The organism is Streptomyces sp. NPDC002676 (assembly GCF_053592455.1).
Map to the genome: position 1 here is coordinate 253,742 of NZ_JBSFVT010000010.1, position 20,884 is coordinate 274,625.

The 20,884-nt window shown below is 71.7% G+C and carries 21 protein-coding genes and 1 tRNA gene; 14 read left to right on the top strand and 8 right to left on the bottom strand.

The annotated features are described in order from the left end of the window. The first annotated feature begins 23 nt into the window (after positions 1-23). The 6 genes from ACWD3E_RS26780 to ACWD3E_RS26805 all read left to right on the top strand — a co-directional run bounded on the left by ACWD3E_RS26780 (position 24) and on the right by ACWD3E_RS26805 (position 5,772). On the top strand, positions 24-1,226 hold the full coding sequence (locus tag ACWD3E_RS26780; protein ID WP_451390108.1) for an NAD(P)/FAD-dependent oxidoreductase: 1,203 nt from the start codon (positions 24-26) through the stop codon (positions 1,224-1,226). Next, entirely contained in the window at positions 1,223-1,525 is a 303-nt protein-coding gene (locus ACWD3E_RS26785) for a (2Fe-2S)-binding protein (protein WP_451390109.1), read from the top strand. The genes ACWD3E_RS26780 and ACWD3E_RS26785 overlap by 4 nt, the downstream gene beginning before the upstream one ends. Beyond that, positions 1,518-2,936, top strand: coding sequence for an FAD/NAD(P)-dependent oxidoreductase (locus ACWD3E_RS26790; RefSeq protein WP_451390110.1), 1,419 nt, complete (start codon positions 1,518-1,520; stop codon positions 2,934-2,936). The genes ACWD3E_RS26785 and ACWD3E_RS26790 overlap by 8 nt, the downstream gene beginning before the upstream one ends. Before the next feature lie 72 nt (positions 2,937-3,008). Further along, positions 3,009-3,905 carry a dihydrodipicolinate synthase family protein gene (locus ACWD3E_RS26795; protein ID WP_451390111.1) on the top strand — a complete coding sequence of 299 codons (897 nt, stop codon included), beginning with the start codon at positions 3,009-3,011 and terminating at the stop codon, positions 3,903-3,905. A gap of 82 nt (positions 3,906-3,987) precedes the next feature. Continuing rightward, positions 3,988-4,989, top strand: coding sequence for a proline racemase family protein (locus ACWD3E_RS26800; protein ID WP_451390112.1), 1,002 nt, complete (start codon positions 3,988-3,990; stop codon positions 4,987-4,989). A 42-nt stretch (positions 4,990-5,031) separates the two neighbouring features. Further along, positions 5,032-5,772: a GntR family transcriptional regulator gene (locus tag ACWD3E_RS26805; protein ID WP_451390113.1), complete on the top strand. Its 741-nt coding sequence runs from the start codon at positions 5,032-5,034 to the stop codon at positions 5,770-5,772. A gap of 30 nt (positions 5,773-5,802) precedes the next feature. On the opposite strand, the gene ACWD3E_RS26810 is transcribed toward ACWD3E_RS26805, so the two are convergent. After that, positions 5,803-7,254, bottom strand: a complete 1,452-nt coding sequence (locus tag ACWD3E_RS26810) for a purine-cytosine permease family protein (protein WP_451390114.1) — start codon at positions 7,252-7,254, stop codon at positions 5,803-5,805. A gap of 186 nt (positions 7,255-7,440) precedes the next feature. Between ACWD3E_RS26810 and ACWD3E_RS26815 the strand changes: the two genes are divergently transcribed. After that, positions 7,441-8,256, top strand: coding sequence for a serine hydrolase (locus ACWD3E_RS26815; protein ID WP_451390115.1), 816 nt, complete (start codon positions 7,441-7,443; stop codon positions 8,254-8,256). 34 nt (positions 8,257-8,290) lie between these two features. Here ACWD3E_RS26815 and ACWD3E_RS26820 read toward each other — a convergent pair whose 3' ends face one another. After that, entirely contained in the window at positions 8,291-9,007 is a 717-nt protein-coding gene (locus ACWD3E_RS26820; protein WP_451390116.1) for a DUF4232 domain-containing protein, read from the bottom strand. A 606-nt stretch (positions 9,008-9,613) separates the two neighbouring features. Here ACWD3E_RS26820 and ACWD3E_RS26825 point away from each other — a divergent pair. The 4 genes from ACWD3E_RS26825 to ACWD3E_RS26840 all read left to right on the top strand — a co-directional run bounded on the left by ACWD3E_RS26825 (position 9,614) and on the right by ACWD3E_RS26840 (position 14,210). Further along, positions 9,614-11,602 (top strand): ABC transporter ATP-binding protein, encoded by a 1,989-nt coding sequence (locus ACWD3E_RS26825; protein WP_451390117.1) that lies wholly within the window; start codon positions 9,614-9,616, stop codon positions 11,600-11,602. Beyond that, positions 11,599-12,171, top strand: coding sequence for a class I SAM-dependent methyltransferase (locus ACWD3E_RS26830; protein ID WP_451390118.1), 573 nt, complete (start codon positions 11,599-11,601; stop codon positions 12,169-12,171). The genes ACWD3E_RS26825 and ACWD3E_RS26830 overlap by 4 nt, the downstream gene beginning before the upstream one ends. 22 nt (positions 12,172-12,193) lie before the next feature. Further along, positions 12,194-13,414, top strand: coding sequence for a bifunctional class I SAM-dependent methyltransferase/NUDIX hydrolase (locus ACWD3E_RS26835; RefSeq protein WP_451390119.1), 1,221 nt, complete (start codon positions 12,194-12,196; stop codon positions 13,412-13,414). Between the two features lie 226 nt (positions 13,415-13,640). After that, a complete protein-coding gene (locus tag ACWD3E_RS26840) occupies positions 13,641-14,210 on the top strand; it encodes a substrate-binding domain-containing protein (RefSeq protein WP_451390150.1) in 570 nt (189 codons plus the stop codon). On the opposite strand, the gene ACWD3E_RS26845 is transcribed toward ACWD3E_RS26840, so the two are convergent. The 3 genes from ACWD3E_RS26845 to ACWD3E_RS26855 all read right to left on the bottom strand — a co-directional run bounded on the left by ACWD3E_RS26845 (position 14,176) and on the right by ACWD3E_RS26855 (position 15,801). Next, positions 14,176-14,249, bottom strand: a tRNA-Pro gene (locus tag ACWD3E_RS26845). The two genes, ACWD3E_RS26840 and ACWD3E_RS26845, sit on opposite strands and share 35 nt — an antisense overlap. Positions 14,250-14,320: 71 nt before the next feature. Then, on the bottom strand, positions 14,321-15,253 hold the full coding sequence (locus tag ACWD3E_RS26850) for a dioxygenase family protein (protein ID WP_451390120.1): 933 nt from the start codon (positions 15,251-15,253) through the stop codon (positions 14,321-14,323). A gap of 32 nt (positions 15,254-15,285) precedes the next feature. Continuing rightward, positions 15,286-15,801: a hypothetical protein gene (locus tag ACWD3E_RS26855; protein ID WP_451390121.1), complete on the bottom strand. Its 516-nt coding sequence runs from the start codon at positions 15,799-15,801 to the stop codon at positions 15,286-15,288. 163 nt (positions 15,802-15,964) lie between these two features. Here ACWD3E_RS26855 and ACWD3E_RS26860 point away from each other — a divergent pair, with 163 nt between their 5' ends. The 3 genes from ACWD3E_RS26860 (at position 15,965) to ACWD3E_RS26870 (ending at position 18,698) form a co-directional block, all read left to right on the top strand. Further along, positions 15,965-16,309, top strand: a complete 345-nt coding sequence (locus ACWD3E_RS26860; protein ID WP_451390122.1) for a cupin domain-containing protein — start codon at positions 15,965-15,967, stop codon at positions 16,307-16,309. A 147-nt stretch (positions 16,310-16,456) separates the two neighbouring features. After that, positions 16,457-17,617, top strand: coding sequence for a Gfo/Idh/MocA family protein (locus tag ACWD3E_RS26865; protein WP_451390123.1), 1,161 nt, complete (start codon positions 16,457-16,459; stop codon positions 17,615-17,617). Positions 17,618-17,693: 76 nt separating this feature from the next. Next, positions 17,694-18,698 (top strand): Gfo/Idh/MocA family protein, encoded by a 1,005-nt coding sequence (locus tag ACWD3E_RS26870; protein ID WP_451390124.1) that lies wholly within the window; start codon positions 17,694-17,696, stop codon positions 18,696-18,698. 49 nt (positions 18,699-18,747) lie between these two features. Here ACWD3E_RS26870 and ACWD3E_RS26875 read toward each other — a convergent pair whose 3' ends face one another. The 3 genes from ACWD3E_RS26875 to ACWD3E_RS26885 form a co-directional block, all read right to left on the bottom strand. Beyond that, positions 18,748-18,945, bottom strand: a complete 198-nt coding sequence (locus tag ACWD3E_RS26875; RefSeq protein WP_451390125.1) for a hypothetical protein — start codon at positions 18,943-18,945, stop codon at positions 18,748-18,750. A 120-nt stretch (positions 18,946-19,065) separates the two neighbouring features. Beyond that, positions 19,066-19,968, bottom strand: coding sequence for a sugar phosphate isomerase/epimerase family protein (locus ACWD3E_RS26880; protein WP_451390126.1), 903 nt, complete (start codon positions 19,966-19,968; stop codon positions 19,066-19,068). A gap of 2 nt (positions 19,969-19,970) precedes the next feature. Then, a complete protein-coding gene (locus ACWD3E_RS26885; RefSeq protein ID WP_451390127.1) occupies positions 19,971-20,882 on the bottom strand; it encodes an ATP-binding cassette domain-containing protein in 912 nt (303 codons plus the stop codon). Positions 20,883-20,884 lie beyond the last annotated feature (2 nt).

Here is a 20,884-nt window from a genome sequence, read left to right on the forward strand (position 1 = left end):
AAACATGTGACATAGTACTGGCCGTGACGAAGCGACTGACCTGCGATGTCGTGGTCGTCGGAGCCGGGATGGCAGGCGCGGCCTGCGCCTTGTACGCAGCCCGGTCCGGCCTGGACGTGCGAGTGGTGGACCGAGGCCCGGTGGCCGGCGGCACCACGGGTGCCGGCGAGGGCAACCTGCTCGTCTCCGACAAGGAACCCGGCCCCGAACTGGAACTCGCCCTGCTGTCCACCCGGTTGTGGGCGGAGCTGGCGGAGGAGCTCGGGGCGTCGATCGAGTACGAGCCCAAGGGCGGCGTCGTGGTGGCCACCACGCCCGCCACACTCACCGCGTTGCACGCCTTCGCGGCGGGCCAGCGCGCCGCCGGGGTCACCGCCGAGCCGGTCAGCCCCGACGAACTCCCCGATCTGGAACCGCACTTGGCGCCCAGGATGGCGGGTGCGGTGCACTACCCGCAGGACGCCCAGGTCATGCCCGCGCTGGCCGCGGCCCACCTCCTCCGCGTCTCCGGCGCGCGGCTGCACACGGGCCGGACCGTGACCGGGGTGCTGCGCTCGGCGGACGGCGCCGTGCTCGGCGTCCGCACGGACCGGGGCGACATCCACGCGCCCGCGGTGGTGAACGCGGCCGGCACCTGGGGCGGCGAGATCGCGGCGCTGTCGGGCGTACGGCTGCCGGTGCTCCCGCGCCGCGGCTTCGTCCTGGTCACCGAGCCGCTGCCGCGCATGGTCCGGCACAAGGTGTACGCCGCGGACTACGTCGCCGATGTGGCGAGCGATTCGGCGGGCCTGCGGACCTCGCCGGTCGTGGAGGGCACCGCCGCCGGCCCGGTCCTGATCGGGGCGACCCGCGAACGGGTCGGCTTCGACCGGTCCTTGTCGCTGCCGGCGGTGCGGGCGCTGGCGGCCGGGGCGATCGGGCTGTTCCCGTTCCTGGAGCGGGTGCGGGCGCTGCGGACCTACGCGGGATTCCGGCCGTATCTGCCCGACCACCTCCCGGCGATCGGCCCCGACCCGCGGGTGCCGGGCCTGTTCCACGCGTGCGGGCACGAGGGCGCCGGCATCGGACTGGCCACCGGCACCGGCCAGTTGATCGCCGGGGCGCTGACCGGGAAGACGCCGGAGCTGGACCTCACGCCGTTCCGTCCGGAGCGGTTCGAGGAGAACTTCGAGGAGCACATCGGCTCCGAGGAGGGCTTCAAGGAGAAGGGAGACAACCGCCCGTGAATCCACTGGAGTTGACCCGGGCCCGGCCGGGTGCCGCGTTCACCGTCACCTTCGACGGCCGGCCCGTCGAGGCACTGCCCGGCCAGACGGTCGCGGCAGCCCTCTGGACAGCTGGTGTCACCGCCTGGCGCAGCACTCGCGAAGCCGGGCTTCCGCGCGGGGTGTTCTGCGGGATCGGCGTGTGCTTCGACTGCCTGGTGACGGTCAACGACCAGGCGAATCAACGAGCTTGTCTGGTCGCCGTGCGGCCGGGCGATGTGATCCGCACACAGCGGGGAACGGGGCGAGACGATGGCTGAGCGACCGCATCTCGCCGTCGTCGGCGCGGGTCCGGCGGGCCTCGCCGGGGCGCTCGCGGCGGCCGAGCGCGGCGTGCGCGTCACCCTCGTGGACGCGGCAGCACAGGCGGGCGGCCAGTTCTGGCGGCAGCCCGCCACCGCCCTCGGCGCCCGCCGCCCGCAGGCCCTGCACCACCAGTGGCGCACCTGGACACGCCTGCGGGACGCCCTCGACCGGCACCGTGACGCCGGACGCATCACTCATCTGACAGATCATCATGTCTGGTGCGTGCAGCGGGACTCGGACACCGGCGTGGTCACGGTGCACGCGCTCCGCGGGCCCGCCCAGGACGAGGACGCTCAGGAGGAGGGCGTCACCGTCCGCGCCGACGCCGTCCTGCTCGCGACCGGCGGCTACGAACGCGTGCTGCCCTTCCCCGGCTGGACGCTCCCCGGCGTCGTCACCGCGGGCGGCGCGCAGGCCATGCTCAAGGGCGGCCTGGTACTGCCGGGCCGCAGGGCCGTCGTCGCGGGCACCGGCGTCCTGCTGCTGCCCGTGGCCGCCGGACTCGTGGCGGCCGGTGCCCGCGTGGCCGCGCTGGTCGAAGCGGCCGGACCGGCGGCCCTGCTGCGGCGGGCACCCGAGCTGGCCGCCCAGCCCGGCAAGCTCGTCGAAGGCGCCTGGTACGCGGGGCAGTTGCTGAGGCACGGCGTGCGCGCCCTGCCCCGGCACACCGTGGTCGAGGCGCACGGCACCGAGCGCCTCGAGGCGGTCACCGTCGCCGCGCTGGACCGCAACGGGCGTCCGCGGCCAGGCAGTTCGCGACGCATCCCGTGCGACACCCTCGCCGTCGGACACGGCATGCTGCCGCACACCGATCTCGCCGAGACCCTCGGCTGCACCCTGTCCGGGACGGACGTACGCGTCGACGACGAGCAGCGCACCGACGTGCCCGGCGTCTGGGCCGCAGGCGAGACCACCGGGATCGGCGGCTCCTCGCTCGCGCTGGCCGAGGGGCACATCGCCGGACGCTCGATCGCCGCCCGCCTGTACGGCAGAGCCCCCGACCCGCGCGGCTGGGCCGCCGCCGCCCGGAGCCGCAAGGGGCTGCGGGAGTTCTACGCGGCTGTCGACGCCGCGTACGCACCACCCGCGGGCTGGGCGGACCAAGTCACGGACGACACGGTGGTGTGCCGCTGCGAGGAGGTCACCGCCGGGGAGGTCCGTACGGCCGCCGGCACGCTCGGCGCGGGCGACCTGCGCACCGTGAAGCTGCTGACCCGGGCCGGGATGGGCTGGTGCCAGGGCCGGGTCTGCGCACCGGCGGTGGCGGGCGTGGCCGGCTGCCCGCTCACCCCGGGACGACGACCGTTCGCCCGGCCGGTGCCGCTCGGGGTACTGGCCGAACTGCCCGTGGAGCAGCCGGACTGACCGCGCGCACACCCCACGCAGACCTCAACATGGCACAGTAATATGTCACACCCTATTGGATTGGGGCCCTTCATGACCCACTCGGAGAACCGACCCTGGCGCGGCATCCTCGTCGCCACCGCGCTCCCCCTCCGCGCCGACCTCTCCGTCGACTACGACCGGTATGCCGAGCACTGCGCCTGGCTCGTCGCGGGCGGCTGCGACGGCGTCGTGCCGAACGGCTCGCTCGGCGAGTACCAGGTGCTCACGGCCCAGGAGCGCGCCAAGGTGGTGGAGACGGCCGTGGCCGCGGTCGGCGGTGCGCGGGTGATGCCGGGCGTCGCCGCGTACGGCTCCGCCGAGGCCCGCCGCTGGACCGAGCAGGCGGGCGAGGCCGGCTGTGCCTCGGTGATGCTGCTGCCGCCCAACGCCTATCGCGCCGACGAGCGTTCCGTGGTCGCGCACTACGCCGAGGTCGCCAGGGCGGGCCTGCCCGTGGTGGCGTACAACAACCCGATCGACACCAAGGTCGACCTCGTGCCCGAACTCCTCGCCCGGCTGCACGGCGAGGGCCACGTCCACGCCGTCAAGGAATTCTCCGGCGACGTCCGCCGCGCGTACCGGATCGCCGAACTGGCCCCGGAACTGGACCTGCTGATCGGCGCCGACGACGTCCTGCTGGAGCTGGCCATGGCGGGTGCCAAGGGCTGGGTGGCCGGGTACCCGAACGCCCTGCCCGCGGCCTCGGCGGAGCTGTACCGCGCCGCCGTGGCGGGCGACCTCGCCACCGCGCTCCCCCTGTACCGGCAGCTGCACTCGCTGCTGCGCTGGGACTCGCAGACGGAGTTCGTGCAGGCCATCAAGCTGTCCATGGACATCGTCGGCCGCTACGGCGGCCCGGTGCGCCCGCCGCGCGTGCCCTTGCTGCCGGAGCAGGAGGCCGCGGTCCGGGCAGCCACCGAGAAGGCCGTGGCCGCCGGACTCGCCTGAGAAGCCCGAGAAATCCAAGAAATTCGAGAAGTCCGAGAAGTTCGAGAAGTCCGAGAGAGAAGGCTGAGAAGGAGGCCGGAGCATGCGCAGCAAGCTCGTCCTGCACGCCGTCGACTCGCACACCGAGGGCATGCCGACCCGGGTGATCACCGGCGGGATCGGCACCGTACCGGGTGCGACGATGAACGAACGACGCCTGTACTTCCGTGAACACCGCGACTCCGTCAAGCAGTTGCTGATGAACGAGCCGCGCGGTCACTCGGCGATGAGCGGCGCGATCCTCCAGCCGCCGACCCGCCCCGACTGCGACTGGGGCGTGATCTACATCGAGGTGTCCGGCTATCTGCCGATGTGCGGGCACGGCACGATCGGGGTGGCCACCGTGCTGGTCGAGACCGGCATGGTGGAGGTCGTGGAGCCGGTGACCACGATCCGTCTGGACACCCCGGCGGGCGTCGTGGTGGCCGAGGTCGCGGTCGAGGACGGTGCCGCCAGGAACGTCACGTTGCGCAATGTGCCGTCCTTCAGCGTCGGCCTGGACCGCAAGGCGGTGCTCGCCGACGGGCGCACGGTGACGTACGACCTCGCCTACGGCGGCAACTTCTACGCCATCCTGCCGTTGGAGGAGTTCGGCCTGCCCTTCGACCGGGCCCGCAAGGACGACATCCTCGCCGCCGGGCTGACGCTGATGGAGGCGATCAATGCCGAGGAGGAGCCGGTGCACCCGGAGGACCCGTCCATCCGCGGCTGCCACCACGTCCACCTGTACGCGCCCGGCGCCACCGCTCGCCTCTCCAGGCATGCGATGGCCATCCACCCCGGCTGGTTCGACCGCTCCCCCTGCGGCACGGGTACGAGCGCGCGCATGGCGCAACTGCACGCGCGGGGCGAACTCCCTCTGCACACCGAGTTCGTGAACGAGTCGTTCATCGGCACCCGGTTCACGGGCCGGCTGCTGGGCACCACCGAGGTCGCCGGAATCCCCGCCGTCCTGCCGAGCTTCACCGGCCGCGCGTGGATCACCGGCACCGCCCAGTACCTGCTCGATCCGACCGATCCCTTCCCGGAAGGGTTCGTGCTCTAGGCTGCGACGACCGGGCGACAACCAGACGATGGCCAGTCTGCGATGATGCGTGACATGGTACAGAGAGCGCAGGGTCCACAGGGTGCGGACGCACCCGCGCTCCCCCGGCTCGACGGCCGGCGGAGCAGCTACCGCGAGCGGGTCGCCGACGCACTGCGGGCCGCGCTGATCGCGGGCGAACTGCGGCCGGGCGAGGTCTATTCGGCGCCGTCGCTCGCCGCCCGCTTCGGCGTGTCCGCGACGCCGGTGCGGGAGGCGATGCTGGACCTCGCCAAGGAGGGGCTGGTCGACACGGTGCCCAACAAGGGCTTCCGGGTCACCGCCGTCTCCGACCAGCAGCTCGACGAGTACACGCACATCCGTGCGCTCATCGAGATCCCCACCGTGGTGGAGCTGGCCCGCACCGCCGACCCGGTCTCGCTGGAGGCGCTGCGCCCGGCCGCCCGGGAGATCGTGACCGCGGCGGTGGCGGGCGACCTGATCGCTTACGTCGAGGCCGACACCCGCTTCCACCTGGGCCTGCTCGCCCTCGCGGGCAATGCCCACCTGGTCGAGGTGGTCGCGGACCTGCGGGGGCGCTCCCGCCTCTACGGCCTGACCGCCCTGGTCGAGGCGGGCCGCCTGCTGGCCTCGGCCGAGGAGCACCTGGAACTCCTCGACGCGCTGCTGGAGCGCGACGAGACGGCCGTGCACGCGATCATGACCCGGCACCTGGGACATGTCCGGAGCCTGTGGGCGGCGAAGGCGACGGGCGCGACGGGAAAGACGGACCCGCAGGACTGAACGCGCCTCCGGCCAGGGGAACTTCGCCGTTCACGGCTCGCGGTGCTCGTGTGCCGCCCGCTCCAGGGCCACCGCCTCCGCCTCGGCGACCCGCGTCTCGGCCTCCACGTCGATCGAGCGGGTCAGCCACCAGTACAGCAGCGCGGAGACCGGCAGTCCGATGAACAGGGAGATGTCGGCTCCGTCGAGCGCCTTGGCAGCGGGGCCGACATACAGGGTCCCGACGGAGAAGAACGGGATCATGGCCACGAAGCCCGCCAGGTAGGCGGTGATGCCGTGCCAGCCCCAGCGCCCGTAGATTCCGTGCGGGTTGAAGATCTCGGCGACGGCGTAGTGGCCGCGGCGCACGACGTAGTAGTCCATGAGGTTCACCGCGGTCCACGGGATGAACAGGTAGAGCACCAGCAGCAGGAAGTTGTTGAAGTTCTCAAGGAAGTTGGAGGTCGCGGCCAGCGCGCCGACCAGGGAGAGCGCCGCGGTCAGACCCAAGGTCACCAGGCGTACCGCGAGCGTGGGCCGGACCCGCTTGAACGAGTCGATGGCGCTGATGAGGGTCAGCGAACCGCCGTACATGTTCAGCGCGGTGACGGACACCAGGCCGAGGGCGGCGAAGAGCAGCACGATCGCGCCGAACCCGCTGAACACCTTGTCGCCGGCCGCGTTGATCGACTTGATGGTCTCGAAGTCCTTGCCGGCCCAGGCCGCCAGCAGGGACCCGAGCACCATCAGCCAGATTCCGCCGAGCGCGGAGCCGAAGTACGTCCAGTAGAAGGTCTTGCGGACCGTCACGTCCGGCGGGAGATAGCGCGAGTAGTCCGAGACGTAGATGGCCCAGCTGATCTGGTAGCCGGCGACGACACCGAACTGGGCGAGGAACGGCGTCCACTTGAAGCCGCCGAGGTCGAAGGAGCCCGCCGGGTAGTGCAGGGTGACGAGGACGCCGACGGTGAAGATCCCGAAGATGACCAGGAAGGTGTACGTCAGGAACCGCTCGGCCTTGTGGATGATGTCGTAGCCCACCAGCGCGACGACGAGCGCGATCACGGTGACCACGACCACCCACAGCTTGACGCTGCCGTGCAGGGTGGTGTGCAGGGAGTCCGCGGCGAGGATGCTGTTGAAGACGTTGAACCCCGCGTACTGCACATAGGCGAAGAGCCACACCAGGAGGGCGCCGACGTAGCCGAACTGGGGCCGCGACTGGATCATCTGCGGCAGGCCCAGCTGGGGCCCCTGGGCCGAGTGGAAGGCCATGAAGAAGGTGCCGATGACGGTGCCGGCGATGATGGAGAGCAGCGACCAGATGAGGTTGCCGCCCTCGGTGATGCTGATCAGGCCGACCGCGAGGGTCGCGATCTGGGCGTTGGACATGAACCACAGCGGGCCGAGGTGCCAGAGCTTGCCGTGCCGCTCGTCCAGGGGGACGTAGTCGATGGACCGGATCTCCAGGCCGGTCACTCGTGGCTCCGCTGATGTGCCCATGACGCCTCCCGAGTGCCGGTCCGCCCCTCTGGTCACATTGTTCCCCGACAGCCTGCCAGTCACGCCGTGCAAGGCTCGGTGACTACTGGTGCACATATCTGTTGCTCTGCTCACAAACAGCCGAAAAGCGACCTTTTCGTGGCAGCCGTCACTTCGCCGAGGCGGCGTCTTGTCTAGGTTCACTCCATGCCGAACCGAACCCGTTCCCTGTCGCTCTGCGGCGTGCTCGCGGCCACACTGACGACGCTGGTCACGGCCGGCACCCTCAGCCCGGCCCAGGCGGCCACAGCCACCGTGCCGACCCCGGCACCGCGCGTGACGACAGCGGTGCTCGACCTGGACGCCACCGGCCGGCAGCCCGCGCTGTACGGCGCCGACGCCCCCTACGACACCGCGAGCATCGTCAAGGTCGACATCCTCGCCACGCTGCTGCTGCAGGCGCAGGACTCCGGGCACGCCCTGACCGCCCAGGATCGCGCCCAGGCGGAGACGATGATCGAGCACAGCGACAACACGGCCGCGAACGCCCTCTGGCGGCGCATCGGCCTCGCCCGCGGCCTCCAGGCGGCGAACAAGCGGCTGGGCCTGACCTCCACCACGGGCGGCCCCGGCGCCAAGTGGGGGCTGACCCGCACGACGGCGAGCGACCAGATACGGCTGCTGCGCGCGGTCTTCGGCACCGGCACGACCACGAAGGCGGGCTCCGCGCCCGCGCTCAACCAGGCGTCCCGCGCCTACATCGGCACCCTGATGCGCCGGATCGCCACCGAGCAGTCCTGGGGCGTCTCGGCGGCGGCCGGCTCCGGGTGGGCCCTGAAGAACGGCTGGCTGGAGCGGAACACGACCGGGCTGTGGGACGTCAACAGCGTCGGCCTGATCACGACGGGCGGCCACCACTACCTCGTCGCGGTCCTCTCGGACGGCCACGCGTCGATGCAGGACGGCGTCGCACGGGTGGAGCGGGCGGCGCGGGCCGCCGTGAACGCGACAGCGGCCCGCTGACGGTACGGCCGACGCCCGCCCCCTCGCGCCGGCGTCAGGACGGCTTCGCCGCCGAGACCGCCGTCGCCGTGACCTTGTTGTCGCACTCGGCGAACACCCCGTCCGTCAGAGCGACTTGATGTGCCCCGGCGCCGGGCAGCCCGACCACCAGCGTCGGGTACGAGGCGGGCTTCGCGCCGGACACGCAGTAGCCGTCGCCCTCGCCCTGCACCTGAACGAAGGTCAGCTTCACCCACGCCTTGCCGCCCGGCGCCAGCTTCACGGTCGACGCGGCGCCGGCAGCGGTCACCGCCAGCGGAGCGTTGTGCTCGGGCGAACCGTTGCCCGCCCCGGCCACCGTCGGGTGGCCCTGCAGGACGCACGGCTTGCCGGACACGTTGACGAACTGGATGACCGCCGCTCCGGTGCCCGTGCCGTCCGGACGTACGGCAGCCTGGTACGCCGTCGCCTCCAGCGACGTGGCCGCGCACGTCGGTACGGCGTGGGTCGATGTGTCGGACGCCGGTGAGACAGGGGCGGCCGGGCTCGAGGGCGAGGAGGCGGCCGGCGAGGAGGCCGTAGGAGAGGCTGCCGCGGGGGAAGCGGCCGGGGCGGAGGGGGCCGTGGGGGACGGAGCCCCGATGGTCGGGGCCTGGGACGGCGCCTTGGACGCGTGCCCGTCGTCGCTCGACTGGCACGCGGTCAGCGACACGGTCGCCGCGATCGCTGCTATCGCCGACGCGGCGACGCGGATGGTGTTTCGGTGCTGCATGGGGTCCCCCGAGGTTCGACGTGCACAGGACGGCCGGCCTCCGAGCCGGTGCTCACCGACGGAGACAGAGCCGCCTGACCAGGGGTTCCACCGCGCAGCACCTGTGACGCGGCAGTGACGAAACCCGGCAGGAATCATGAAGAATCCGCGGACCGGAGGGACAGAAGAGAACCCCTGGGCGTGTTCCGCCGGCTCGCCCTCGCCGCCGTCGGAGCCGGCGTCCGTGACGTTCCAGGCGAACACCCGTCGTCGGGTGCCCGGACGTGTCTCCCGCAATGCCTCGAAGGGGTGATCCGAGCCGTTCGAGTGACACAGGCACGCCCCCGGGCAAGGCGTGCTTGCCCGCAGCCGCCCCATAGAACATCTGTCCACGATCTGCTCCGGTACTGCCCGTTACAGGTCCATCCGGGGGACGTTGTTAGAGCACCAGTACCCCTTGTGCGTCCGTTTGGAGGACCCCGTGAATCCTGTACCCGCCCTCGTGGATCCTGCCGCCGTATTCGAACGTCTCCAGCCGGCCGTCCCGTGCTCCACCCGATCCTGGCGCCGGGTTGACGCCGCCCAGAGCGCAGTACGACCGGGGCCTGCACAAGGAGGCATCCTGTGATGCGGTTCTTCGGACGTGTACGGATGGTCGAGCCCCGGGTTTCCGATGCCGAACATGAGCTGTTCGGGGGTCCCCTGCGCTACGACACGGGCTGGTCCGAACACGAGCACGCGCAACTCGACCTGACCATGCTGTCCGCCCTGCGCTCCATGCCGAGGCTGGTCGGGACGACCTTACGCATGGCGTGGGACGCGGACCGGCGTGCCTTGCTTGCCGTCACATACAGCGAGATCGGACAAGGTATCGCGGCAGCCGTCGGGCTGCTCGCGGTCAATGCGGTCATGCACGCGCTGCTCGGCTCGGGCACGGCGGTGCAGCGGTTGCACGCAGGGTTGCCCGGGCTGCTCGCCGCCGCCGGGATCGCGGTGGTCAACTCGGCTTTCGCCGGATGGTCCACCTCACGGGCGGGCCGCCTGGAACCTCTCGTCGAGCGGATCGCCACCACTCAGTACCTGGCCGCCGCGGCTTCGGTGGAACTGGAAGCCATCGAGGACCCGGACTTCCGCAGGCTGATCGACGTCGCCCAGTACGGTGCGGCATCCGCCCGCCGCATGATCAGTGCGTGCGTGGCCGCCCTGAACGGCACCATCTCACTGATCGCAACGGCCGGCGTGCTCACCGCGCTGCACCCGGCATTGCTGCCCATGCTGATCCTCATCGCCGCCCCACGGGGTTGGGGTGCCATGCGCGTGGCGCAAGAACGATATGTGTCGGTGATGAGCTGGATCGAGCACGTACGGGCCGGCCGCCTCATCGGCAATCTGCTCACCGAGCGCAGCGCAGCCCAGGAGGTACGCATCCACGCCGTTGGTCCGTTCCTGCTCAGCCGGTACCAGCGCATGGCCGAGAGCGCCGAAGCCGAGCAGGAGCGGCTGGCCTCCAGCAAGGCCGCCACGGAGTGGGTCGCTGCCGCCATGTCCGGTCTGGCCATGGCGGCAACGTACGGGACCATGTTCTTGCTGATCATGAGCGGGCACATGAGTCTGGCCGTGGCCGGGACCGCGGTCATCGCCGTCCGCTCCGGCTCGGCGAGCCTGGGCGCACTGGTGATGAACGTGAACCAGCTGCACGAGGAGTCCCTCTACGTCCGCGATCACTCCCGCTTCCTGAACGAGGCCGCACGCAGGGCCATCCCTGGCGGAGGCGATCCCGTTCCGGTGCGGGTGAAGCAGGTGGTCCTCGACCAGGTCACCTACCACTACCCAGACCGCCAGACCCCTGCCCTGGACGGTGTGTCGCTCGCACTGCCCATGGGCTCGGTCACCGCGGTGGTCGGCGAGAACGGTTCCGGCAAGAGCACTCTGATGAAGGTGCTGTCGGGCCTCCTGCTGCCGCAGAGCGGAACCGTTCTATGGGGTGATGCCGAGGTGGCGTCCCTGGACCGCTCCCACCTCTTCGACCGCGTCGCACTGCTCACCCAGGACTTTCAACGCTGGCCCGTCACGGCAGCGATGAACATCCGGATCGGCCGCCCAGCCCATGAAGCCGGCCCCGAGGACCTGCAGCCGTCCGTCGACTACGCCGGGGCCGGACCCGTCATCGCGAAACTCCCCGACGGCCTGCAGAGCCTGCTGGCCCGGATGTTCCGCGGCGCAAGCGAACTGTCCGGCGGCGAGTGGCAGAAGATCGGCCTGGCCCGCACCCACTGGCGCAGCTCCACCTCGGCGGCCGACGGCGTCCTCATCGTGGACGAGCCCACTTCCGCCCTCGACCCGGAAGCGGAGATCGCCGCCTTCGAGCGTATCCGCCGGCTCGCCGGCCCGAACCGGGCCGTCGTCCTGGTCACCCACCGCATGTCCGGCGTCCGGCACGCCGACCGCATCTACGTCCTGCACCAGGGCCGACTGGCCGAACAGGGCAATCACGAAGAGCTGATGGCTGCCCAGGGCCGCTACGCCGCGATGTTCGACGCCCAGGCCGCCCAGTACGCGCCGGCACCCGTCATCCCGCGCCCAACAGTGCCGCCCGCTCGCGAAGGAGCCGAATGACGACTGTTACTGCCGGCCCCGACTATTGGGAGCCTCTCTGGGCCGGCGGACACCGGTACCGGGAAGTCACCAGCGCCGAAGCCACGCTTTTGGCGGATCATGTCGGGCCCGGGCGCGGACGCCCGGCTCTCGACATCGGCACCGGCGACGGCGCCCTCGCCCGTCGCCTCCACCGGCTCGGATACCGCACCACCGGCATAGACTTCGCGCCCAGCGCCATCACCGCAGCCCGGAACGCGCAGCGCGACGACGGGCCGACCTGGCATCTGATGGACTTCACCGCCGACGACCTCAGCGCCCTCCCGGACCCCGCGTACGCGGTCGTCACCTGCCGTCTGGTCTACCGGTGGATGGACGACAAGCCGGCCTTCCTCGACCGCGTCCGCCAAGTCCTGGCACCCGGCGGCATCTTCTGGGTCGTCACCGAACTCGCCGGCCGCCGCGAGGACAGCGATCCCCTCAAGCACCTCGGGATCACCGCCGCCGAGGCCGCGATGCTCACCACACGCTGGTCCGACGTCCGCACCGCCGATCTCGACGTGCTGCGCTGCTACGCCCTCCGCCCCTGAACTCGACTTTGGAGCCCCTGTGTTGGACATCGAGCGAGAGACACGCCTCGCCTGGCACGCCTACGGAACACACCACCTGCGGCGCGGTACGCCCCTGACGGAAGTGGACCGGATCGCCTGGGGCCCCGCGGCGAACGGGCCGGGGGACGACATCCTCGGGGACCTGAGGGGCCTGCGCGTCCTGGATCTCGGCTGCGGCCCCGCCCGGCACGCCGCACACCTGGCCCGCACCTCCGGCGCACAGGTCGACGGCGTCGACGCTTCCCCCAGCCAGCTCGAGCGGGCCCGCGCCCGCTACCCCGATGTGCCGGGACTGCGGCTGGTCCACGCCGACGCCGTCGAGCACCTGGGCACGGCTGCGCCGTACGACGTGATCTACTCCCTCAGTACCGTCCACTTCCTCGACCCGCACCGACTCCTGCCCGCCCTGGCGACCGCCCTCAAGCCCGGGGGCCGCCTGTGCTTCACGGTGCTGCACACCAACTCCGCCTGCGACGGCCCCAGCCCGACCGTCGCCCCACGCCCGGAGATCCTGCGCCTGGTGGACGGCGACGACCTCACCGTGCACATGTGGGTGCTCACACCCGAGTTGTGGGAAGACCTGCTCGTCCAGTACGGGCTTCGCGTGAAGAGCGTCACCGTCCTCGATGCGCCGGAGGAGAACAACCACGCCTCCTACCGGCTGTTCCAGGTCTACCGACCGGCCCGGATCACCGCCCGTCCCCGTACCGCGAGGCCGCCTGTCGCCCGCGCGGCGGTAGGCGTCGGCGCCGTGCTCCTCGGGCCCCGGGGCCTGCTCCTGGGCCGGCACCGGCTGGGCACACGAGAGCTGCCCGGCGGGACTGTGGAGCCGGGCGAATCTCTGCAGGAGGCAGTCGTGCGTGAACTCGCCGAGGAGACCGGCCTGTACGCGGACCCCGCCGACGTCCGCCTCCTGGGCATGCTCCTCGACCAGGCCGGCGACGTCGTCCGCATCACCTTCGGCGCGCTCGTCACACGGTGGCGCGGAGAGCCGACCGACCAGCCCGACGAGAGCGTCGGCGACTGGCGCTGGTGGCCACTGGACTCCCTGCCCCCGAACCTCTTCGAGTGCAGCGCCCAGATCCTCACCGCCTGGCGCCCCGACCTGCCGATCGACCACACACCTGCCCGCTTCACACCCGCCGACGGGGGGGCGAAAAATGGGCCGACGGTCAGGCTGAGGTCGTCGCAGGTGGACGTGGATGACCCGGACGGCAGGTAGCAGAAGACCGTAGCGGAGGTGTTGGCGGCACCGGTGGTGAAGGTGTGGGACACCGGGGGCCAGCCCGTGGCCGAGGTGTGGGCGGTGGCTTGCGCGCCTCCGTAGTCCAGGAGCTCACGACGTCGGGCCCACCGCTCGAGTCGGGAGAGCACGGCTTTCGTCGACATGCTCGACGCGGGCGCCGAGGGGCTGCTGCTCGTGCCCACCCTGACCGGGCCAGGCCCGGCTGGGCCACCGGGCCATCGGCCTGGTCCTGCGGATCCCCAGCCCGCCCGCCGAGCCGGTTCGCCATGGTTTCCGCCAGGCGGTCCGCGAACTCGGCCTGGCCGACAGCGAGTTCCGGGCAGCGCTGGAAGAGTGGAGCCCGGCTGCCGCCGACCGCTGCCTGGCCGGGCTGCGGCATGCGGGGGCCACAGCGGCGGTCTGCTTCGGCGACCGGCAGGCGGTCCTCCTGGAGGCCGCCGCGCGGCGGCCCGGGTTGCGCGTTCCGGACGACCTGGCGCCGGTCGCCTACGACGACGAGATCCCGCTGACCGCCGTGCCGCCGCCCAAGTACCTGCTGGGTCGCAGGTCCTGCTCCGGCCGACGATCACTGTCCGCGACTCCTGCGGCGCCGCTATCTGACGTTGCCTCGGATACCACGGGCGCCCTGCCCGGCGCCGTCCGTCCCACGCCCCGGCTTACGACCACCCAACCACCACCCACGAAAAAGGCCGCTCCCACCATCCGGTGGAAACGGCCTCTGACCTGCGAAAAGCAAGTCGGGACGACAGGATTTGAACCTGCGACCCCTTGACCCCCAGTCAAGTGCGCTACCAAGCTGCGCCACGTCCCGTTGCGGGGCCACGCGGAGCGTTCCGCGTGATCAAGCAGGTCAAGCCTACCGCACCTGTGCGGGTGCCCCGGTCACCTCGGCTGTGCGGGCTCCAGTACGAGCTCGAACCGGGCGTGCCGGAACGGGTTCGCCACGCCGAACTGCCGGGCGAGGGCCGTATCGTCGGTCACGGCGAAGTCCTTGACCAGGCTGTCCTTGACGGCGAACACCGCGTCCGAGTCCAGATGTGCGCCGCCCGCCACGAAGATGTGCGTGGTGAGCGGGGTGTGTCCGGCCGCCGAGGCGATGAAGTGGATGTGCGCGGGCCGGTGGGCGGGGCGGCCGGCGGCCTTGAGCAGGGCGCCGACGGGGCCGTCGACGGGGATCGCGTACGGGCTGGGCACGCAGGTGCGGAACCAGAAGCCGCCGCCGTCGCCCGCGGTGAAACGTCCGCGTCCGTTGCCCGGCGGCTGCACGTCGGGGCGCTCGACGTCGTAGAAGCCGTGCCCGTCGGCCTGCCAGACGTCCAGGGCGGCGCCGGGCAGCGGGGTGCCGTCGGCCGAGCGGACCCGGCCGCTGATCACGCAGGGTTCGCCGCCGCCCACCAGGTCGATGCTCTCGCCGAGTTCGCGGGCCGGGGACTCGGCCAGGTGGAAGGGGCCGAGGACGGTCGACTCGGTGGCGCCCGGCGCGCGGTGGCCGTGGAGCGTCTCCACGAGCATGGACAGGCCGAGGACGTCGGAGAGGAGGATGAACTCCTGCCGGGTGCCGGTGCAGGCCTGCCCGGTGTCCGTGAGGAAGGCGACCGCCCGCTCCCACTCGGCCTGCGTCAGCCGGGTCTCGCGGGCGAAGGCGTGCAGATGCCCGACCAGGGCGGTGAGCAGCTCGCGCAGCCGGGGGTCGGCGGTGGCGCGGAAGCTGTCGAGGGCCTGCCGGGTCACGGCGTCGGCGGCCTCGGGGTCGACAGCCCCGGTAGCGACGGCCCCCGTGCCGGCGTCCTGGGTGCTCGTGTCTTCGGTGGTCATACCGACTCCATGCCCAGAGGCGCCCCGGGAACCTACTTGATGAACGCGTTCGCCACCACCACACCCACGCCGAGCAGCGCGTCCGCCGCGCCCACGAGGACGGAGACCGGCCAACTCCGCGCCGACCAGCGGGCGGTGACCATGCCCAGGGCGAACAGGATCGCGATGTTGAGGCCGAACACCATGTACTGGACGCCGTTGGCCGGCCACAAGTACCAGCCGGCGCCCGCCAGCAGGAACACCGAGGGCAGGACGACCGCGACCAGCGGCCACTCGTCCCGCAGGGTCCGCAGCACGTCCCAGCGGCGGTGCGCGCCCCGCTCGGCGATGTAGTGGGCGTAGCCGTGGGCGAGGGCGGAGGCCAGCGCGGTCACCAGCAGCCAGGCGGCGTCGTAGCGGCGTACGGCGGCGTCGGTGCGGCCGTACTTGGAGAGCGCGGCGACCATCGAGCTGGCGAGGACGGCGCCGTAGACCCCGCCGAACAGGACGGCCTCGCGCGTGTCGTGCCCCCGGTGCGGCTCACCGGTGGCCGCCGTGCGGTCAGCCATGCCCTCCACGATCACCCGGGCCCGGCGCCACCGCCAGTCGGCCGCCGGTCCACCACCCGTCCGCGCCCCGCCCCCACGCCCGACGAAGTGTCCTCCCACCAGGCCGTATGCCCCACACACTGTCTGCCGCGGCACGGCACGGGCGCTGGCTAGGGTCGGCCTCATGACGCACAGCTTCGCTCTCCACATCCCCGACGCCGACCTCGAACCCGAGCCCCTCGACCCGGAGCAGATCGTCTCCGGGACTCCCGAGGTGACGGGCAAGGTGGTCTGGGAGTCGGCGGACGGCCGGCAGATCCGCGGGATCTGGCAGATCACGCCCGGCGTGGTCACCGACACCGAGGCGGACGAGCTGTTCGTCGTGATCAGCGGCTCGGCGACGATCGAGGTCGAGGGCGGTCCGACGCTGGAGGTCGGGCCGGGCGACATGGCCGTGCTGCGCGCGGGCGACCGTACGACGTGGACCGTGCACGAGACGCTGCGCAAGGCCTACGCCATCAACCTCTGACCGCGCCTGCCCGCCTCCCTGCCCCCCTCTCTGCCCCTCCGGCCACCTCTGACGGGTCAGCGCGGCCTCGCGCTTCTTGACAGCCCAGTTCATGTCCGGACATCGTGACCTGGACAGGAGATGGACCGGTCCGAGTGAGGGGCTGTCATGGTGGATGCGCTCGGTGTCGCCGTCGTCGGATTCGGCTGGATGGGCCGGGTGCACACCCAGGCGTATGTCCGCCTCCCGCACCACTATCCGCAGCTGCCGCTGCGCCCGCGGCTGGTCACGGTGGCCGAGGAGGTGCCGGGCCGCGCGGAGGAGGCCGCCGCGCGGTTCGGGTTCGCCTCCGCGACCCGTGACTGGCGCGAGGTCGCCGCCGATCCGCGCATCCAGGCCGTCAGCATCACCGCGCCGAACTTCCTGCACCGGGAGCTCGGCGTGGCGATGGCCGAGGCCGGCAAGCACATCTGGATCGAGAAGCCGGTGGGCCTGAGTGCCGAGGACGCCCACGCGGTCGCCGACGCGGTCGCCAAGGCGGGCGTGCAGGGCGCGGTCGGCTTCAACTACCGCAACGCGCCCGCCGTGGAGGCCGCCCGCGAGCTGATCGCCTCCGGCGAGCTCGGCACCGTCACGCATGTCCGCATCCGCCTGTTCAGTGACTACGCCGCCCACCCGGACTCCGCGCTGACCTGGCGGTACCAGCGGGAGCGCGGCGGCAGCGGGGTCCTGGGCGACCTGGCCTCGCACGGCGCCGACCTGGCCTGCTTCCTGCTCGGCGACCTCGCCTCCCTCACCACGGACACCGCCGTCTTCGTCCCCGAGCGGGCCCGCCCGACCGGGGCCACCGCGGGCCACGCGCTCGCCACCGGCGGCGAACCGGGGCCGGTCGAGAACGAGGACTACGTCAACTGCCTGCTGCGCTTCGCCTCCGGCGCCCGTGGGGTCCTGGAGGCCTGCCGGGTCTCGGTCGGCGAGCAGAACAACTACGGCTTCGAGGTGCACGGCACCAAGGGGGCGGTGTTCTGGGACTTCAGGAGGATGAACGAACTCGGGGTCAGCCGCGGTACGACGTACCAGGACCAGCCCGTGAGCACGGTGTACGTCGGCCCGGGCGCGGGCGAGTTCGCCGCGTTCCAGCCGGGCGCGGCCAACGCCATGGGCTACGACGACCTGAAGGTCATCGAGGCGTACCGGTTCCTGCGCTCCGTCGCCGAGGACACGCCGTACGGCGCCACACTCGCGGACGCCGTGCGCAGCGCCGCCGTGCTGGACGCCATGGCGCGGTCGGCCGAGAGCGGGCGGTGGATCAACCTGCCGGTGTCGTAGGCAGGTTGCACGGCGCGACCACCACAAGAATGGCACCACCACGTCACTTCCGTGACCGAAAGGAACTGTTCAACCCATGCGTATCGGAATCCTCGGTCTCGGCCGCATCGGCGCGTTCCACGCCGAGACCCTCTGCGGACTCGGCGCCGTCGAGTCCCTCGTCGTCGCCGACCCGCTCGCGGACGCGGCCAAGGCCGCCGCCGAGCGGTTCGGGGCCGAGGTCGCCGACTCCCCGGAGGCGGTGCTGGCCGCGGGGGTGGACGGGCTGGTGATCGCGGCGGCCACCGACGCCCACCCGGCGCTGATCCGGGCCGGAGTCGAAGCGGGCGTGCCGGTCTTCTGCGAGAAGCCCGTCGCCCGCACCATGGCGGAGGGCGTCGAGGTACTCAGGGCCGTCCAGGGCAGTGACGTGCCGGTCCAGATCGGCTACAACCGCCGCTTCGACGCGGGCTTCGTCGCCGCCCGGGAGGCCGTACGCAGCGGGGAACTGGGCAAGCTGCACACGGTCCGCTCCACGACCCTGGACCCGGCGCCGCCGCCGGCCGCGTACATCGCCGCCTCCGGTGGCATCTTCCGGGACTGTTCCGTGCACGACTTCGACATCATCCGCTGGGTGACCGGCCGCGAGGTCACCGAGGTGTACGCGGTCGGCGGCAACCGGGGCGCCGACTACATCAAGGAGGCGGGCGACGCCGACACCACGGGCGCGATCCTCACCCTGGACGACGGCACGATCGCGGTCGTCTCCAACTCCCGGCACAACGCCAGGGGTTACGACGTCCGCATGGAGCTGCACGGCTTCGAGGACTCCATCGCCGTCGGCCTGGACGACCAGCTGCCGCTCCGCTCGGTCGAGCCCGGCGTGACCTTCCCGGCCGGCACCCCGCACGACTTCTTCATGGACCGCTTCACCGACGCCTACCGCGCCGAACTCACCGCGTTCACCGAGCTGGTGGCGGGCACCCGGCCCTCCCCCTGCACGATCGAGGACGCGCTGGAGGCGGGCTGGATCGCGGAGGCCTGCACCCGGTCGCTGCACGAGCACCGGCCGGTGACACTCGCGGAAGTACGGCAGGGGTGACTCACCGGGCGGCGCCGGCCCGGTGCCCGGTGCCGCACGCGTCGGCCGGTCAGGCGCAGTAACGCACCAGCCACTCGTCCGCGTTGTACGCGTCCCGCGCAGGGTCCGGCAGCGTCGCCGGCCTGGTCTCCACCGTGTCCTGCGGGCGTATCCGCTCCGGCAGCGCGCCGAAGCGGGCCCGACGGCGGGCGGCGTCCCCGGTCGTCGCACCCTCCACGGTCTCCCGGTGTTGCGTGCCGTGCGTCATCCCGTCCTCCTCGTCTTCGTGGACGTCCCCCGTACACCATGACGAACGCCCGGGAACCACCGTTGGTTCCCGGGCGTCCTGCGTCCTCAGGGCCTTCTACTGGATCCTCCGGCTGAGCCCTCAGGCCCCGCACGAGCGCAGGAACCGGCGGGTGCGCGCCGCGATCGGCAGCGGAGCGTCCGGCTCGCACGGGTACATGTCCTGCTCGACGATCGCGAACAGCTCCACGCCGAGCCGCTGCGCGGCCTCCAGCACCGGCCCCAACTCGGGGACGCCGGAAGGAGGTTCGCACATCACCCCCCGTGCGACCGCCGGGCCGAACGGGGTGCCCTCGGCCCGCACGCCGGCCAGGATCTCCGGGTCGACCTGCTTGAGGTGCAGGTAGCCGATCCGCTCGCCGTAGGTCTCGATCAGCTTGACGCTGTCCCCGCCGCAGTAGGCGTAGTGCCCGGTGTCCAGGCAGAGGTTGACCAGTTCGGAGTCGGTGGAGTCGAGGAACCGTTCGACGTGTGCCTCGGTGTCGATGTGGGTGTCGGCGTGCGGATGCACGACGAGTTCGAGGCCGTACGCCTCCCTGACCTCGTGGCCGAGCCGTTCCATGCCCTTGGTCAGGTGCGCCCACTGCTCGGCCGTCAGCTCCGGCGGCTCCAGGATCTCGGCGGTCTTGTCGTCCCGCCAGAAGGAGGGGATGACGACGAGGTGCCGGGCGCCCATGGCCCGGGTGAGCGCGGCGACCTGGCCGACGTGTGCCCAGGTGGACTCCCAGACGGAGGGGCCGCGGTGCAGGCCGGTGAAGGCCGTGCCCGCGGACACCTTCAGGCTGCGCCGCCCCAGTTCGTCCGTCAGCCGGGCCGGGTCGGTGGGGAGATAGCCGTACGGGCCGAGTTCGATCCAGTCGTAGCCGGCCTCGGCGACCTCGTCCAGGAAGCGTTCCCAGGGCACCTGGCGTGGGTCGTCGGGGAACCAGACGCCCCAGGAGTCGGGGGCCGAGCCGACCCGGATGCGGTCGAGGGCATGGGGCATGGTCAGGAGGTCCCTTCGGGCGGGTTGGCCCCGGGTGCGCCGAGGTCGCTCTCCTCGGGGAGTTCGTCGACGTCGACACCGCGCACCTGGGCCAGTTCGTGCTTGAGGGCGGCGAGTTCGGCGCCGCCGGCCATGTGGTTGGTCAGCTCCTCCAGGGTGATCTCGCTGCGGTCGGCGGACAGTTCGAGGGTGCCGAGGCGCAGCACGGTGAAGTGGTCGCCGACCATGTAGGCGTGGTGGGGGTTGTGGGTGATGAAGATGACGCCGAGGCCGCGGTCGCGGGCGGCGGCGATGTACTTCAGGACCACTCCGGACTGCTTGACGCCGAGGGCGGCGGTGGGCTCGTCGAGGATGAGGACGCGGGCGCCGAAGTAGACGGCGCGGGCGATCGCCACGCACTGGCGCTGACCGCCGGAGAGGGTGCCGATGGGCTGCTCCAGGTCGTCCAGGACGATGCCCATGTTGCGCAGTTCCCGGTCGGCGGTCTTCTTCATGCGGTCGATGTCGAGGCGGCGCAGGGGCCAGGGGCCCTTGGTCATCTCCGAGCCGAGGAAGAAGTTCCGCCACACCGGCATCAAGGGCACGGTGGCGAGGTCCTGGTAGACGGTGGCAATGCCCTTGTCGAGGGCCTCGCGCGGGGTGCTGAAGCGCACCGGGTGACCGTCCACGAAGAACTCGCCCTCGGTGTGCTGGTGCAGCCCCGAGATGATCTTGATGAGGGTGGACTTGCCGGCGCCGTTGTCACCGAGGACGCAGGTCACCTGGCTCGGGTACACCGTGAGGTCGACGCCGTGCAGGGCGCGGATGTTTCCGTAGGACTTGCCGGCGCGGCGCAGTTCCACGAGGGGGCCCTCGCCCGCGGGCACGGTGTCCTGGAGGACGGCGCCGTGGGTGCCGGCTGCGTTGCTGGTCATGA

Coding starts and splice junctions, on each gene's coding strand:
- ACWD3E_RS26860 (WP_451390122.1), top strand. CDS start 15,965: ATGACGCACAGCTTCGCTCTCCACATCCCCGACGCCGACCTCGAACCC.
- ACWD3E_RS26885 (WP_451390127.1), bottom strand. CDS start 20,882: ATGACCAGCAACGCAGCCGGCACCCACGGCGCCGTCCTCCAGGACACC.
- ACWD3E_RS26800 (WP_451390112.1), top strand. CDS start 3,988: ATGCGCAGCAAGCTCGTCCTGCACGCCGTCGACTCGCACACCGAGGGC.
- ACWD3E_RS26825 (WP_451390117.1), top strand. CDS start 9,614: ATGCGGTTCTTCGGACGTGTACGGATGGTCGAGCCCCGGGTTTCCGAT.
- ACWD3E_RS26875 (WP_451390125.1), bottom strand. CDS start 18,945: ATGACGCACGGCACGCAACACCGGGAGACCGTGGAGGGTGCGACGACC.
- ACWD3E_RS26830 (WP_451390118.1), top strand. CDS start 11,599: ATGACGACTGTTACTGCCGGCCCCGACTATTGGGAGCCTCTCTGGGCC.
- ACWD3E_RS26805 (WP_451390113.1), top strand. CDS start 5,032: ATGATGCGTGACATGGTACAGAGAGCGCAGGGTCCACAGGGTGCGGAC.
- ACWD3E_RS26815 (WP_451390115.1), top strand. CDS start 7,441: ATGCCGAACCGAACCCGTTCCCTGTCGCTCTGCGGCGTGCTCGCGGCC.
- ACWD3E_RS26855 (WP_451390121.1), bottom strand. CDS start 15,801: ATGGCTGACCGCACGGCGGCCACCGGTGAGCCGCACCGGGGGCACGAC.
- ACWD3E_RS26880 (WP_451390126.1), bottom strand. CDS start 19,968: ATGCCCCATGCCCTCGACCGCATCCGGGTCGGCTCGGCCCCCGACTCC.
- ACWD3E_RS26865 (WP_451390123.1), top strand. CDS start 16,457: ATGGTGGATGCGCTCGGTGTCGCCGTCGTCGGATTCGGCTGGATGGGC.
- ACWD3E_RS26795 (WP_451390111.1), top strand. CDS start 3,009: ATGACCCACTCGGAGAACCGACCCTGGCGCGGCATCCTCGTCGCCACC.
- ACWD3E_RS26870 (WP_451390124.1), top strand. CDS start 17,694: ATGCGTATCGGAATCCTCGGTCTCGGCCGCATCGGCGCGTTCCACGCC.
- ACWD3E_RS26810 (WP_451390114.1), bottom strand. CDS start 7,254: ATGGGCACATCAGCGGAGCCACGAGTGACCGGCCTGGAGATCCGGTCC.
- ACWD3E_RS26850 (WP_451390120.1), bottom strand. CDS start 15,253: ATGACCACCGAAGACACGAGCACCCAGGACGCCGGCACGGGGGCCGTC.
- ACWD3E_RS26790 (WP_451390110.1), top strand. CDS start 1,518: ATGGCTGAGCGACCGCATCTCGCCGTCGTCGGCGCGGGTCCGGCGGGC.
- ACWD3E_RS26820 (WP_451390116.1), bottom strand. CDS start 9,007: ATGCAGCACCGAAACACCATCCGCGTCGCCGCGTCGGCGATAGCAGCG.